This window comes from Bradyrhizobium sp. USDA 3315 (assembly GCF_054056795.1).
In genome coordinates this window covers 6,687,700-6,702,301 of record NZ_JBSRYP010000001.1, presented here as the reverse complement: position 1 = coordinate 6,702,301, position 14,602 = coordinate 6,687,700, and the positions used below count along the sequence as shown (strand labels likewise).

Below are 14,602 nucleotides of genomic sequence, written 5' to 3'. Positions count from 1 at the left end.
TCAGGCCAACGTCTCAGTCAGCTTCCTCTCAGCCAGCTCGGTGATGCCAGCGATCGTGCCACCAGGTGGCGAAATCACGATCCATCGTCAGCTCCCAGCACGCGAGCACGATCACCGCGACCCCGGCGAGCACGCTGCTCGTCGTGACCGATCCCTGCTGGTAGTTGAACGTCCAGGGTGCGACCACCAGAGCCAACCCCATCAGCATCTCGCCCCATTCCTCCAGATAGGACGGAATGATGAATGCCTCCAGGGCGAACAGCACGACGCCCAATCCGAGCGCGATGGAGATCCAGAGAGCTGCCCCGGAAAAGCCCAGTGCAAACGGCGATGCGACCAGCCAGGCGCCTACCAACAGGCTGGCAGCATCCTGCCAGTGTTGAATGCGCATGATCCTCACCTCCTTCTTCCGAAGATATGGTGCGGCGCGGACAAAAAAGCATCTGTCCGACCTGCGATGTGTTGCCGCTGCTGATCCGCGAGCCGACGACCATGCTGCCGTCCGGGCGCCCCGAAGCCGCGCTCCGCAGCCTACGACCTTGGTCCCTCCTCGCAATGCAGCGCGATCCGGATAGCCTGCGAGTTGGGTGCAGCCGCGAGGCGCCCGGCCCCGCGCACCCTCCCTGACTACGAGGGCCCGGCCGGCCCTCGACTTTTTTCGTCAGCTCCAGCGCTGAGCCTAGATCAGCGGCGTCTGCGACGAGACGTGGTGGCAGACGATCTTCCAGTCGCCGTCCTCGCGCGCGATCACCCAGGTGATCTTGACGGCGAGCGAGGGCGCATCTCCGTCGAGGACGAATGACGCGATGCCCGCCATGTTGACGAGATCGGCGTTGACCCGCTCTGCCCTGACATCGCTGAACTGAACGCGCGGCGCGTGCCAGCGCGGCAGACCGTCAAAGTAGGCTTTGACGCCGTCGCGGCCGCGATACAGCGTCGGGTTCGAGCCGAAGAAGAACGCGCTCTTCGAATAGAGCGCGCTTAACGCATTCGCATCGAGCCTGCTGAAACCCGCCGACCATCTGGCGATGATGGCGGAGACGATCTCGTCGGATTCATCAGGCATCGATCCCCCGTCCGCTTGTCCGCGCGGGACGCGCTTCCTCTCGGCTAGCCCTTGCCGCCGACTTCCTTGGCGAAGGTGTCGCGCAGGCCGATGGTGCGGTTGAACACCAGCCGGTCCGGCGTCGAATCCGCGTCGCGCACGAAATAGCCCTGCCGCTCGAATTGCACCGGATCGGGTGAATTGCTCTCGGCGATCGCCGGCTCGACGCGCGCATCCTTCAGCACTTCGAGCGACTGCGGATTGAGGTCGGCGGCGAAATCGGCCGCGTTCGGGCTCGGATTGGCGAACAGCTGGTTGTAGATGCGGATCTCCGCCGGCTTCGACTGCGCCGCCGGCAACCAGTGCATCGTCGCCTTGACCTTGCGGCCGTCGGGCGCATTGCCGCCCTTGGTCAAGGGATCGTAGGTCGCGCGGAGTTCGACGATCTCGCCGGCGTCGTTCTTCACCACGCCGGTGCACTTGATGAAGTAGGCGTAGCGCAGCCGCACCTCGTTGCCGGGCGAGAGGCGGTAGAATTTCTTCGGCGGATTCTCCATGAAGTCGTCGCGCTCGATATAGAGCTCGCGTCCGAACGCGATCTTGCGGGTGCCGGCTTCCGGATTGTCGGGATGGTTGATCGCCTCGATCTCCTCGACCTGCCCTTCCGGATAATTCTCGATCACCACCTTGAGCGGCCGCAGCACCGCCATCCGGCGCAGCGCCGTGCGGTTCAGCTCCTCGCGGATGCAGAATTCGAGCATGCCGACATCGACCACGCTGTTGGCCTTGGCGACGCCGATGCGCTTGATGAATTCGCGCACCGCGGCCGGCGGCACGCCGCGCCGCTTCAAGCCGGCAATGGTCGGCATGCGCGGATCGTCCCAGCCCGAGACGTGGCCGTCACGGACGAGCTGGGTCAGCACGCGCTTGGACAGCAGCGTATAGGTCAGGTTCAGCCGTGCCATTTCGTACTGGCGCGGCTTCGAGGGCACCGGCAGCTTGTCGAGCAGCCACTCATAGAGCGGGCGGTGATCCTCGAACTCCAGCGTACAGATTGAATGGGTGATGCCCTCGATCGCGTCCGACTGGCCGTGCGCGTAGTCGTAGCTCGGATAGATCGACCACTTTTCCCCGGTGCGCGGATGATGGGCGTGCAGAATGCGGTAGAGCACCGGATCGCGCAGATTGATGTTGCCGGCGGCCATGTCGATCTTGGCGCGCAGCACGCGGGCGCCGTTCGAGAACTCACCGGCCTTCATGCGGCGGAACAGATCGAGGTTCTCCTCGACCGAGCGGTCGCGGAACGGCGAGTTCTTGCCGGGCTCGGTCAGCGTGCCGCGAGACAGCCGGATTTCCTCCTGGGACTGATCGTCGACATAGGCATAGCCGGCCTTGATCAGACCCTCGGCCCAATCGTACAGGCGCTCGAAATAGTCCGACGCATAGAACAGGTTGGCTCCCCAGTCATAGCCGAGCCAATGGACGTCGGCCTGGATGGAGTCGATGTACTCCTGCTCCTCCTTGGTCGGATTGGTGTCGTCGAAGCGCAAATTGCACTGGCCGCCGAACTCCTGCGCGATGCCGAAATTCAGGGCGATCGACTTGGCGTGGCCGATATGCAGGTAGCCGTTCGGCTCCGGCGGAAAACGGGTCACGATCCGGTTGTGCTTGTGGGAGGAGAGATCGGCCTGGACGATGTCGCGGATGAAGTCGCGCCCTGCCTCTGCCGTCGTATCAGTCGTCATCAAAGGGTTCCCTGGAGGAGTCGGCTCAACCTTCTGCCAAATTCGTGCCGTCCGGCCAAGCCTGGTTTCAAGTCTGGTTTGAGGCCTGGTTTGGTGGGCAAAAGGTCAGCCGGGGGTTTAGTTATGTCCGGTTCCTGATATACACCACCGCCGTCTCAGCATACGTCTCGCTCGATCATGAACAAACCCGTCGTTACCCGCTTCGCCCCCTCACCGACCGGCTTCCTCCATATCGGAGGTGCCCGCACCGCGCTGTTCAACTGGCTCTATGCCAGGAAACTCGGCGGCAAGATGCTGCTCCGGATCGAGGACACCGACCGTGAACGCTCGACCAAGGAGGCGATCGACGCCATCTTGGACGGCCTGAAGTGGCTCGAGCTCGATTGGGACGGCGAGGTCATCTACCAGTTCAGCCGCGCAGCCCGCCATCGCGAGGTCGCCGAGAGCCTGCTCGCCGCCGGGCGCGCCTATTACTGCTATGCCTCGCCGGAAGAGCTCACCGCGATGCGCGAGAAGGCGCGCGCCGAGGGCCGCACCCGCCTCTATGACGGCATGTGGCGCGACCGCGATCCGGCCACCGCGCCCGCCGGCATCAAGCCGACGATCCGCCTCAAGGCGCCGCAGACCGGCGAAACCGTGATCGAGGACCAGGTGCAGGGCCGCGTGGTCTGGCAGAACGAGAACCTCGACGACCTCGTCCTGCTGCGCGGCGACGGCACCCCGACCTATATGCTCGCGGTCGTGGTCGACGACCACGATATGGGCGTCACTCACATCATCCGTGGCGACGACCACCTGATCAACGCCGCACGTCAGAAGCAGATCTACGACGCGCTGGAGTGGGAACTGCCGAGCATGTCCCACATTCCGCTGATCCACGGTCCCGACGGCTCGAAACTGTCGAAGCGCCATGGCGCGCTCGGCGTCGACGCCTACCGCGCCCTCGGCTACCTGCCGGCCGCCTTGCGCAACTATCTCGTCCGGCTCGGCTGGAGCCATGGCGATCAGGAGATCTTCTCGACCCAGGAGATGATCGACGCGTTCGACCTCTCGGGCATCGGCCGTTCTGCGGCGCGGTTCGATTTCGCCAAGCTGGAAAACCTCAACGGTCACTATATCCGGCAGAGCGACGATCAATCCCTCGTGACCCAGTTCGAGAGCGTGCTGGATTATGTTCCCGAGGGCGCCGCGCTGAAGGCCAAGCTCAACGACACCACCCGCGCGCAATTGCTGCGGGCGATGCCGAGCCTGAAGGAGCGCGCCAAGACGCTGATCGAGCTGATCTCGGGCGCCTACTTCATCTTCGCCGATCGTCCGCTCGCGCTCGATCCGAAAGCTGTGGCGCTGCTGACGCCGGAAACGCGCGCGTTGATCGGCCGCCTGCGCACCGCGCTGGAAGCCGTCAACGACTGGACGGCGGAAACCACCGAGACCGCGATGCGGAATTTCGCCGAGCAGAACAACCTGAAACTCGGCGCCGTCGCCCAGCCGCTGCGGGTGGCGCTGACGGGGCGTACGACGTCGCCGGGCATATTCGACGTGCTGGCCGTGCTGGGACGCCAGGAGTGCCTTGCCCGTCTCGCCGATCAGGCGGCGTGATCCTGCATGGACCCCCTCCAGGGTCCATCTTGCAGCGCACATGGCAATGAGCTACCCAATCCCGGACGCTTTCTCCACAAGCCGTTCCGCCCCGCCACGGGCCGCAATTTAGCGACTGGGCAAGGTCGGTTTTCGCAACGAATTCATCGGGGATATCACGATGGACGCAAAATCCAGCAAGACAGCCACACTCACCATCGGCAACAAGAACTACGATTTCCCGATCCTGAGCGGCACGGTTGGGCCTGATGTCATCGACATCGCCAAGCTCTACGGCCAGGCCGGGGTGTTCACCTACGACCCCGGCTTCACCTCGACCGGCAGCTGCCAGTCGAAGATCACCTACATCGACGGCGACGCCGGCGTGCTCGAATACCGCGGCTATCCGATCGAGCAGCTCGCCGAGCACGGCGACTTCCTCGAGACCTGCTACCTGCTGCTGTACGGGGATCTTCCGACCCCGGCGCAGAAGAAGGACTTCGACCATCGCGTGATCCATCACACGATGGTGCATGAGCAGATGGCGCGGTTCTTCCAGGGCTTCCGCCGCGACGCTCATCCGATGGCGATCATGGTCGCCGCGGTCGGCGCACTGGCCGCGTTCTATCACGACTCCACCGACATCAACGATCCGCGCCAGCGCATGATCGCCTCGATGCGCATGATCGCGAAGGTGCCGACGCTGGCGGCGATGGCCTACAAGTACACCGTCGGCCAGCCCTTCGTGTATCCGAAGAACTCGCTCTCGTTTGCCGAGAACTTCCTCAACATGTGCTTCGCGGTGCCCTGCGAGGACTACAAGATCAACCCGGTGCTCGCCGACGCGCTCGACAAGATCTTCATCCTGCACGCCGACCACGAGCAGAACGCCTCGACCTCGACGGTGCGCATCGCCGGCTCCTCGGGCGCCAACCCGTTCGCCTGCATCGCGGCCGGCATCGCCTGCCTGTGGGGCCCGGCGCATGGCGGCGCCAACGAGGCCGCGCTCAACATGCTCTACGACATCGGCAAGGTCGAAAACATTCCGGACTTCATCGCCAAGGTGAAGGACAAGAACAGCGAAGTTCGCCTGATGGGCTTCGGCCACCGCGTCTACAAGAACTACGATCCGCGCGCAAAGATCATGCAGAAGATGTGTCACGCGGTGCTGAAGGAGACCGGCCACGGCGACGATCCGATGCTAAAGGTCGCGATGGAGCTCGAGAAGATCGCGCTCAGCGATCCCTACTTCATCGATCGCAAGCTCTACCCGAACGTCGACTTCTATTCGGGCATCACGCTGAAGGCGATGGGCTTCCCGGTCTCGATGTTCACCGTGCTGTTCGCGGTCGCCCGCACCGTCGGCTGGATCAGCCAGTGGAGCGAGATGATCGAGGACCCGCAGCAGAAGATCGGCCGTCCGCGCCAGCTCTACACCGGCGTCGCGCGCCGCGACTATGTGCAGATCGACAAGCGCAAGTAAGCTGCATCGCTGAAGAGAATCCGGGACGGCGCCATCATTCCTGATGGCGCCGTTTTCGTTTGCCCCGCGCAACTTCGGTCGCGATCGCGTCAAGGCGCGGCAGCCAGAACGCCCTGAACCGGTCGAGCCAGTCGTCGACCTCGCGCAGCCGCGCCGGCTCGACCGCATAGATGCGGCGCGTGCCCTCGGCGCGCACCGACGCGAAACGGGCGTCCCGCAAGATCCGCAGCTGCTGCGACACCGCCGACTGGGTGATGCCGAACTCGCGCTGCACGACCGCAACGACGTCGCCCGAACTGTGCTCGCCGGTCGCAAGCAGTTCCAGGATGCGCCGGCGGACGGGATCGCCGAGGATGTCGAAGGCGTGCAAGGTCGCTAAAGCGCGATGAGACTGCATCGTCATCCCGCTTTAGCCCTTCGTTTGAGCATGATCTCCGCGCAAACGCTTCGCGTTTGTCGCGAGGGAAAACCGCTTCACACTTTTCCGGATCATGCTCTAGCCTCCGCTCCCCGGCTCCGGCTCGCCGCAATAGGCCGCCGTGGTGTTTGCGGCCGATCTGCGCGCCGCAGCCTCCTCGGTGCCCGCCGCGATCGAGGCGCTGCACCAGTCCTCGCTGGCGCGGCGGATGAATTCCTTGCCGTCGTCGGTGGCTGGCCAGGCGGACGCGGCGGCGCGGTCGAATTGCTCGCCGGGCGGCATGGCCAGATAGAGCGCGAGCCCTAGCAGCGCGAGATCCCAGCCGACGCCGACCGCACCGGCCCCGTAGCGGCCCCAGAAGTCGCCCTCGATCACCGAGAGGTGTTCCAATTCCAGGCGCGTGGCGTCCGGACCGTTCTCGGCCAGCGTCACGGTAACCCAGCTGACCGTGCCCATGGACTCCCACGTGACGGCAAGCCGGCGCGGCGGCGCGGCGGCTCACACGCCGTGATCTCGCCGCCCGCATGGCCCTGGAACTGATAGCGGCCGCCAAGCCTCAGGTCGCCCGAGATCGGCAGGAACCAGCGCGGAATACGTTCGGGGTTGGTCAGCACATCCCAGAGATCGGCGATGTCGGTGTCGTAGCTGCGGGTCGCGATCACCGCCCGCGCCGGCTTGCCGTCGCGTTCCCGGAACGCGACTTCGCGAACGACGGCTTCGACATAGGCGACCGGGTCGATCTTCATGGCAGGCTCCGTACTAATATTAGCTATTGCTAATATTAGTACGGTCTAAATATCTGGCGCAAGCGGGATCGTCGCGGCGGGATGTCGCTACAGAACGAGGACACGATCGATTGGCTAGGTCGAACGGCGGCCCATTTCCGCCAGCACGATGTCGGCGGCGCGGACGCTCGGCGGCTGGTCGCCGGTCGACATCTTCCCGTCCATCGTCGCGAATCCCACGAGCTGCCGCAGACGATCGGGCGTATCCGCAAGCACGTCGCCCAGCGCCGCTGCGAGCTTGTCCGGCGTGCAGTCCTCCTGCAGGAACTCGGGAATGATATCGCTGCCGATCACGAGATTGGCGAGGATCACCGAGGAGACCCGGATCGCCCGGCGCAGGATGAACGCCTCGGCGGCGCCGACGCGATAGGCCGTCACCATGGGAATCCCTGACAGCGCGAGCTCCAGCGTCACCGTGCCCGACTTCGCGAGCGCAGCGCGGGCGACACGGAACGCGGCGCGCTTCTCGGTCTCGCCGATCGCGAGCCGCGGCACCACCGGCCACGACGCGACTCCCTCGCGCACTATCGCCTCGAGATGCGGCATGGTGGGAAGCACGAGCTCGAACGGCGTTTGCTTGTTGAGCTGGCCGAGCGCCGTGCCGAACAGCGCCAGATGATGCCTGATCTCGCTGCGCCGGCTTCCGGGCAGCACCAGCAGCACTGGAGGCTGCGCATCGCGCCGCTTCTGCTCGTCCTCGTTCGGCCGCAGCGAGGCGAGCTGCTCGGTCAGGGGGTGGCCGACATAGCTGCACGGCGGTCCCTGCAGCTTGCGATATTCCTCCGGCTCGAACGGCAGCAGCGCGAGCACGTGATCGACATAGCCCCGCATCGCGCGCGCCCTGCCCGGCCGCCACGCCCAGACCGACGGCGACACGTAATCGACGATCGGAATGTTCGGGTTGCGGGCGCGGACGCGACGGGCGACGCGGTGGGTGAAATCGGGGCTGTCGATGATGACGAGCATGTCAGGCGCGTCGGCGAGCACGGCATCGGCGGTGCGCCGGATCAATCGCAGGATTTTCGGCAATTGCTTCACAACGGCGGCAAAGCCGATGATCGAGAGCTCTTCGATCGGAAACAGCGGGGCGATACCCTGAGCAGTCATCGCCCGGCCGCCGACGCCGGAAAACTGCACGGCATCGCCGAGCCGCTGGCGCAGCACCTGCATCAGCGCCGCGCCGAGGCGGTCGCCGGATTCCTCGGTGGCGATGAGGAAGATCTTGCGAGCGGTGCTGGGGCTGCGCACCTGCATCAGCCCGCCAGCCCGATGACAAACAGCCCCTTAGCGTCGGCGGCCTCGACCAGGGCCTGCGGCTCGGCGGCCAGCGTGTTGCCAGCGATCACGGCGATGCCGGCGATGCCCGCTGCTGCCGCGCCCTCGACCGTCCGCGGGCCGATGGTCGGCAGATCGAAGCGCAGATCCTGCCGGCTCTTTGGCGCCTTCACCAGTACGCCGCGGCCGGCCTTGGCGCGAATGCGACCCTCGGCGCGCAGCCGCGCGACGCGCGCGAGCAGCCCGTCGGTACCCTCGATATCCTCGACCGCCACCACATGACCGTCGATCACCACGGCCGCCTGACCGATGTCGAACGGGCCGAGCGCGTCAAGCACGCCGCGTCCGCGCGCGATGTCGGCGAGCGCCGTGCTGTCGGGCGCCGCGCGCGTCACGGCGCCCTCCGGCATCAACAGATCGGGCGCGACATCCTTGATCCCGACCATGCGGAAGCCCTGCTGCTCGAGGATGCGGCCAACGCTCGACAGCAAATGATCGTCGCCGCCGCGAAATGCGCGCACGACGTGGCCGAGCAGGCGCAGCGTGCCCCAGTCGAGCCGGATCTCCGACAGCGCGGGCCGCACCAGGGTGCCGATGAAGATCAGATCGCGGCAGCCTTCGTCGCGGAACAGCCGGGTCGCCCGCCCGAGCTGGCCGACCGAGATCCAGCGGTGACGAAACCGCTGCGCGCGCGCCGGATCGCAGGCGCCGCGCAGCGCGAACAGCACCGGTGTGATGCCGCGCGCAACCAGGGACTCGGCGACCGCGAACGGCATGGCGCCGCCGCCGGCGATGACGCCGACCGGCGAGGAAAGCGAGGGAGCCGCTGACGTCATGCTGGCGGCCATCCCCTGCTCAATTGGTATCGGCGGGAAGGCAGAGCGGGCGCAGCTTGCCGCCCTCGATGAAGGCCAGGATTTCCGCAATCGCGGGATCCTCGCCCGCCAGCGGCTGCACCGAGGCCAGCCGCTCGGCGAAGATGCCGGGACCGTGGAACAGCTTTTGATAGAACGCGCGCACCGTCGCCAGCCGCGCCTTGGTGAACTGGCGGCGCCGCATGCCGATGATGTTGAGTCCTTCGAGAACCGCGTACTGACCGTTGGCGAGGCCGAACGGGATGATGTCGCCACGCACGCCGCAGACGCCGCCGATCATCACCTGCGAGCCGACGCGGGTGAACTGGTGCACAGCCGACAGCCCGCCGATATAGACGAAGTCGCCGATCTCGCAGTGGCCGCCGAGCGTCGCCGACGTCGCGAAGATCACGCCATTGCCGACCATGCAGTCATGGCCGACATGGCTGTTGTTCATGAAGAAGCCGCGATCGCCGACGCGGGTGAGCCCACCGCCCTTGACCGTGCCGACATTCATCGTCACGCCCTCGCGGATGGTGCAGGCTTCGCCGACTTCGAGGCGGGTCGGCTCGCCGCGATAGCTGAGATCCTGCGGCGGCCCGCCGAGCGCTGCGAACGGCGAGATGATGCAGCCGGCGCCGATCCTGGTATGCCCGCTGATCGTGACATGCGCGATCAGCTTGCAGTTCTCGCCGAGCACGACATTGGGGCCGACGATGCAGTACGGACCGATCTCGGTGCCGGCCCCGATCACAGCGCCATCGGCAATCCGCGCAGTCGGGTCGATCATGCTCATGAAGTTTCGGTCCGGAATTCGTTAATGGCGCCAAGGTGCTATCGAGGCGCCAGGCTGTCGATTTGGGCGGTCGTTAGCGCGACTTTGCCTGCCCTGTCCAGTGACGTATGATGACGGCCTGTTGCAAGAGAAGGTCGCAACCGATCCATGGTCCGGGCCGCCGCGCTGATCCTCAGCCTGCTCTCTGCGCCAGTCGGCCCGGAGACGGTCGATCTCGGCAACAGCACGGCGGTCGATCTCTCGAGCTTCGAATGCCACGACATCAACCGGAGCACGATCGTCCAGCGGGTCTGCTACAGCACGGATCAACGCGCGCTGCTGGTCGCGGTCAGAGGCAGCTACCAGCACTATTGCGGCGTCCCTGCCGAAACCTACGACGCGCTGATGAACGCACCGTCGATGGGCATCTTCCTCAATCGCGTCCTGCGGATCGCGGGCGCGGACGGCCGCTACACCTGCACAACGTCGTGAGCCCGGCGCGGACTAATCCGTCAGCATCGCACCGACATCGGCCTCGGCGACGACCTGGCCGTTGACCTTGGCATCGCCGTGAAACCACCACATCGTCTTGCGCCGGCCGAGCGAGCGCATGTGATACTCGATGGTGTCGCCGGGCATCACCGGCTTCCTGAACTTGCACTTGTCGATGGTGAGGAAATACACCGCGCGCGGCTTCTCGGTGCCCTCGACCGACTTGATGCCGATGACGCCGGCGGTCTGGGCCATCGCCTCGATCATCATCACGCCGGGGTAGACCGGGCGGTCCGGGAAGTGGCCCTGGAACGGCGGCTCGTTGAAGGTGACGTTCTTGATGCCGATGCCGCTGTAGTCGGTGCGGATATTGATCACCCGGTCGATCAGCAACATCGGAAAGCGATGCGGAAGCGTCTTCAGGATATCGTTGATATCCACCAGCTCGAATTTGACCGGTGCCTCCTCCATCACTCCTGCCCCTCACCTTTGGCTTCGTTGTCGCGCACCAGACGCTCCACTGCGATAATTTCCCTGAACCACTGCTTGGTCGGCTTGGCGAAATGCCCGCCCCACCGACCGTTGGCCGGGATGTCGTCCTTGACCGCGCTCATTGCCGTCACCTGGGCGCCGTCGCCGATCTTGAGGTGGTTGTTGATGCCCACCTTGGCGCCGAGCGCGACATTGTCGCCGATGGTCAGGCTGCCGGCGAGCCCGATCTGGGCCGCCAGCAGGCAGTGCCGGCCGATCGTCACATTGTGGCCGATCTGGACCTGATTGTCGATTTTGGTGCCCTCGCCGATCACGGTGTCGCGCAGGGAACCGCGGTCGATGGTCGAGGCGGCGCCGACCTCGACATTGTTCTGGATCACCACGCGGCCGGTCTGCGGCACCTTCACATGGCCGGCCGGCCCGAAGAAGATGAAGCCGTAGCCGTCCTGGCCGATATTGCAGCCGGGATGGATCAGGACGTTGTTGCCGATCAGCGCGAACTGAATGGTGGTCTTGGCGCCGACATTGCAGTCGCGGCCGATCTTGACGTCGGCCCCGATCACCGCGCCGGCGCCGATGATGGTGCCCGAGCCGATCTCCACCCGCGGGCCGATCACGACCAGCGGATCGACGATGACGCCGTCCTCGAGGCGCGCGGTGGGATCGATGATCGCCGACGGCGCGATGCCCTCGGTGTCGAACCAGGATTGCGGCCGCAGGGCATCGGCGTGCCATTGCCGGGCGAGCTCGACGAACGCCTGGAACGGCTTCGCCGCCCGCAGCACGGCAGTGCCCTTCGGCACCTGCGCCTCGAAGCGCGGGCTGACCAGACACGCCCCGGCCTTGGTCGCGGCAAGCTGGTCGGCGTATTTCAGATTGTCGAAAAAGGCGAGATGCATCGGACCGGCCTCGTCGAGCGAGGCCAGCCCCCTGATCTGAAGCGCGCCCCTTTCGGGGTCGACCAGTTGCGCCTTCGTCAGCGCGGCTATTTCGGCCAGCGATGACGAAGGAGGACTCTTGTAGAAGATCGGCTGCGCCATTCCATCCGTCGCAGTCCGGTTGGCAATCGGTCTTAGAACGTCGTACCGCCGCCAAACCGGAATTCTTGCGTGCGGTCAAACGCACCCTTGGTCAGCGGCACCGCGTAGTCGAAGCGCAGCGGGCCGAACGGTGACTGCCAGATCAGGCCGACACCGACCGAGGTACGGACAACCTTGCTGTCGTCGTAGCTCAGGCCAAGGCACGTACCCGGAGACGGCGGATTGTTCGTCGGCCTGATACAGCCAGGCACGTTGACTTCGCCGGTCGCCGCCCACGAGGTCGGGCCCTGGTAGTCGTACAGGCCGCCGGCGTCGGCATAGACCGCGCCCTTGAGCCCGACTTCCTTCGGCAGGAACCAGAACGGCATCTGCAGTTCCGCCGACACGCCCCAGTACTTGGTGCCGCCGATGGCGTCCATGGTGCCGTACGGGTTGATGTCACGCGGACCGATACCGTTCGGCGCAAAGCCGCGGACCAGGTTCGGGCCCATCTGGAAGTGATCGAGCATGCGCAGATCCGACGTCCCGAGCTTGTTCAGGATGCCGCCCTGCGCGTGGATCACGCCGACGATGTCGGAGACCAGCGGGGTGTAGTACTTCGCGTCGATCGCGGTCTTGATGTAGCTGACGTCACCGCCAACACCGGCGAAGTCCTGCTTGAAGTCGACGATCAGACCGTCGGTCGGGTTCTTGTTGTTGTCGAGCGTGTTGTAGTTGAGCGTGTAACCCAGCGCCGATGTGAGGGTCTTGCCGCCCGCCAGCTCCTTGCGGACCGGCAGCGAGGCTTCGCCGTCAAAGAAGCAGCCGAGACCATTGGTCGACACCAGGCTGATCCCGTTCAGGTTCGCATAGGCCGGGCTCGGATTGAACGCGGGGTTGGGCGTTCCATCCGGCAGGGTCGGCACGTTGTTACAGTTGTTCAGCGTCGACGGCAGGGTGATTTCCTGCTGGTAGATCGAGTAGCGCAGCTGCAGCGACAGATCTTCCCGCAGGCTGAAGCCGAGCCGCGGGCTGAAGCCCAGCGTCTTGGTGCCGTAGGCGATGTAGCTGTTGGACAGCTGCTGGCGCTGATACAGGTCGAGGCCGAGCGCGACGCGGTAGTCGAGCAGATAGGGCTCGACGAACGACAGCGAGTAGCCGCGGGCATACTGGCCGTAGGTCACCGACGCCTTCGCGTACAGGCCGCGGCCGAGCAGGTTGCGCTCGGAGACGCTGACTTCGGCCAGCGCGCCGTCGGTGGTCGAGTAGCCGCCCGACACCGAGAAGTCGCCGGTCGATTTCTCCTCGAGATCGACGATCAGGATGACGCGATCGCTGGAGGAGCCCGGCTCGGTGGTGATCTTCACCGTCTTGAAGAAGTCGAGGTTCTTCAGCCGGCGCTCGGCACGGTCGACCAGCGCACGGTTGTAGGCGTCGCCTTCCGAGATATCGAACTCGCGGCGGATCACGTAGTCGCGGGTACGGCTGTTGCCGCGGATGTTGATGCGCTCGATATAGGTGCGCGGACCTTCGTCGATCGCGAAGGTGATCGACACCGTGTGATTGTCGAAGTTGCGATCGCCGCGCGGCCGGACCACCGCGAAGGCGTAACCGCGGCGCGATGCCTCGATCTGCATCTCCTCGACCGACTTCTCCAGCGCCTCGGCGTTGTAGAGCGAGCCGACATTGACGCGCGAGTAGGTGCGCAGCGCGTTCGGGTCGAGCGTTGCGATCGACGACGTATAGTTGACCGACGCGACGCGGTACTGCTGGCCTTCCTCGATCTTGAAGGTAACCAGGAAGCCCTTCTTCTCGGGATCGTATTCGGTCAGCGCGGCCACGACCTGGACGTCGGCATAGCCGTTCTTGAGATAGAAGCGACGCAGCAGGTCGCGATCGGCCTCGACCCGGTCGGGATCGTAGACGTCGTTGCCGCCGAGGAAGCTCAGGATGTTCGATTCGCGGGTCTTGATGACGTCGCGCAGGCGGGACGCCGAATAGGCGCTGTTGCCGATGAACTCGATCGACCGGACGCCGGTCTTCACGCCTTCATTGACCTCGAAGATCAGGTCGACGCGGTTGTTCGGCTGCTCGATGATCTGCGGATTGACCCGCACGTCATAGCGGCCGGACCGACGGTAGATTTCGGCGATGCGCAGGGCGTCCGACTGGACCATCGGGCGCGAGAACGTGCCGCGCGGCTTGGACTGAACTTCAGCGGTGAGCTGCTCGTCCTTGATCTTCTTGTTGCCCTCGAAGGCAACGCGGCCGATCACCGGGTTCTCGACCACGACCACGACGAGGCGCCCGCCCCGCTGGTCGATATGGACGTCCTGAAACAGGCCGGTCTCGATCAGCGCCTTCAGACCGTCGTCGATCTGGGCCTGGGCCAACCGACCGCCCGGTCCGGGATGGAAGTAGGAGCGGATGGTTTCAAGCTCGACACGGCGGTTCCCCTCCACCGTGATCGAATCGACGGTCTGCGCCGACGCAGGCACAGACACAGCTACGGTCGCCAAGGTGGCAACCACCGGCGCGGCGAACATGACCAAGGCGGCGAACAGCCCCCCCCTCACTCGCATTCCAAACATCATGCGCAATGCGCCCTTATCTTAACGATGCCAGATCGTTCCCCAACGAA

15 protein-coding genes are annotated in these 14,602 nt (G+C 65.2%); 3 read left to right on the top strand and 12 right to left on the bottom strand.

The window, feature by feature from the left end; genetic code table 11:
* Positions 1 to 28: 28 nt before the first annotated feature.
* From ACVIYL_RS31425 to ACVIYL_RS31415, 3 genes are all read right to left on the bottom strand, one after another.
* Entirely contained in the window at positions 29 to 391 is a 363-nt protein-coding gene (locus ACVIYL_RS31425) for an SPW repeat domain-containing protein (protein WP_225647504.1), read from the bottom strand.
* A 288-nt stretch (positions 392 to 679) separates the two neighbouring features.
* On the bottom strand, positions 680 to 1,066 hold the full coding sequence (locus tag ACVIYL_RS31420) for a YybH family protein (RefSeq protein ID WP_253608487.1): 387 nt from the start codon (positions 1,064 to 1,066) through the stop codon (positions 680 to 682).
* Between the two features lie 44 nt (positions 1,067 to 1,110).
* Complete coding sequence (locus tag ACVIYL_RS31415; RefSeq protein WP_253608486.1) at positions 1,111 to 2,790, bottom strand: glutamine--tRNA ligase/YqeY domain fusion protein; 1,680 nt, start codon at positions 2,788 to 2,790, stop codon at positions 1,111 to 1,113.
* Positions 2,791 to 2,967: 177 nt separating this feature from the next.
* Between ACVIYL_RS31415 and gltX the strand changes: the two genes are divergently transcribed.
* Both gltX and gltA read left to right on the top strand, forming a co-directional pair.
* Positions 2,968 to 4,389 carry a glutamate--tRNA ligase gene (gene gltX / locus ACVIYL_RS31410; RefSeq protein ID WP_253608485.1) on the top strand — a complete coding sequence of 474 codons (1,422 nt, stop codon included), beginning with the start codon at positions 2,968 to 2,970 and terminating at the stop codon, positions 4,387 to 4,389.
* 160 nt (positions 4,390 to 4,549) lie between these two features.
* Complete coding sequence (gene gltA / locus ACVIYL_RS31405) at positions 4,550 to 5,851, top strand: citrate synthase (protein ID WP_225647497.1); 1,302 nt, start codon at positions 4,550 to 4,552, stop codon at positions 5,849 to 5,851.
* 34 nt (positions 5,852 to 5,885) lie between these two features.
* Here gltA and ACVIYL_RS31400 read toward each other — a convergent pair whose 3' ends face one another.
* The 6 genes from ACVIYL_RS31400 to lpxA all read right to left on the bottom strand — a co-directional run bounded on the left by ACVIYL_RS31400 (position 5,886) and on the right by lpxA (position 9,979).
* Positions 5,886 to 6,254, bottom strand: a complete 369-nt coding sequence (locus ACVIYL_RS31400; protein ID WP_456780449.1) for an ArsR/SmtB family transcription factor — start codon at positions 6,252 to 6,254, stop codon at positions 5,886 to 5,888.
* A 93-nt stretch (positions 6,255 to 6,347) separates the two neighbouring features.
* On the bottom strand, positions 6,348 to 6,725 hold the full coding sequence (locus tag ACVIYL_RS31395) for an SRPBCC family protein (RefSeq protein WP_253608483.1): 378 nt from the start codon (positions 6,723 to 6,725) through the stop codon (positions 6,348 to 6,350).
* Positions 6,698 to 7,015 carry an SRPBCC domain-containing protein gene (locus ACVIYL_RS31390; RefSeq protein WP_253608482.1) on the bottom strand — a complete coding sequence of 106 codons (318 nt, stop codon included), beginning with the start codon at positions 7,013 to 7,015 and terminating at the stop codon, positions 6,698 to 6,700. The genes ACVIYL_RS31395 and ACVIYL_RS31390 overlap by 28 nt, the downstream gene beginning before the upstream one ends.
* 114 nt (positions 7,016 to 7,129) lie before the next feature.
* Positions 7,130 to 8,308 (bottom strand): lipid-A-disaccharide synthase, encoded by a 1,179-nt coding sequence (lpxB, locus tag ACVIYL_RS31385; protein ID WP_253608481.1) that lies wholly within the window; start codon positions 8,306 to 8,308, stop codon positions 7,130 to 7,132.
* The gene (locus ACVIYL_RS31380) at positions 8,308 to 9,165 is read right to left on the bottom strand and encodes an LpxI family protein (protein WP_253608480.1); all 858 of its coding nucleotides are present in this window, start codon (positions 9,163 to 9,165) and stop codon (positions 8,308 to 8,310) included. Before ACVIYL_RS31380 ends, lpxB begins: the two co-directional genes overlap by 1 nt.
* Positions 9,166 to 9,184: 19 nt before the next feature.
* The gene (gene lpxA / locus ACVIYL_RS31375) at positions 9,185 to 9,979 is read right to left on the bottom strand and encodes an acyl-ACP--UDP-N-acetylglucosamine O-acyltransferase (protein ID WP_028334015.1); all 795 of its coding nucleotides are present in this window, start codon (positions 9,977 to 9,979) and stop codon (positions 9,185 to 9,187) included.
* A gap of 147 nt (positions 9,980 to 10,126) precedes the next feature.
* Between lpxA and ACVIYL_RS31370 the strand changes: the two genes are divergently transcribed.
* Positions 10,127 to 10,450 (top strand): KTSC domain-containing protein, encoded by a 324-nt coding sequence (locus ACVIYL_RS31370; protein ID WP_253608479.1) that lies wholly within the window; start codon positions 10,127 to 10,129, stop codon positions 10,448 to 10,450.
* 12 nt (positions 10,451 to 10,462) lie between these two features.
* On the opposite strand, the gene fabZ is transcribed toward ACVIYL_RS31370, so the two are convergent.
* Genes fabZ through bamA form a run of 3 tightly spaced genes read right to left on the bottom strand, consistent with a single transcriptional unit; the run spans position 10,463 to position 14,555 of the window.
* Complete coding sequence (gene fabZ / locus ACVIYL_RS31365; protein ID WP_076857667.1) at positions 10,463 to 10,921, bottom strand: 3-hydroxyacyl-ACP dehydratase FabZ; 459 nt, start codon at positions 10,919 to 10,921, stop codon at positions 10,463 to 10,465.
* The gene (gene lpxD, locus ACVIYL_RS31360; RefSeq protein ID WP_253608478.1) at positions 10,921 to 11,982 is read right to left on the bottom strand and encodes a UDP-3-O-(3-hydroxymyristoyl)glucosamine N-acyltransferase; all 1,062 of its coding nucleotides are present in this window, start codon (positions 11,980 to 11,982) and stop codon (positions 10,921 to 10,923) included. The genes fabZ and lpxD overlap by 1 nt, the downstream gene beginning before the upstream one ends.
* 32 nt (positions 11,983 to 12,014) lie before the next feature.
* Positions 12,015 to 14,555 (bottom strand): outer membrane protein assembly factor BamA, encoded by a 2,541-nt coding sequence (bamA, locus tag ACVIYL_RS31355; RefSeq protein ID WP_253608477.1) that lies wholly within the window; start codon positions 14,553 to 14,555, stop codon positions 12,015 to 12,017.
* Between the last annotated feature and the right edge of the window lie 47 nt (positions 14,556 to 14,602).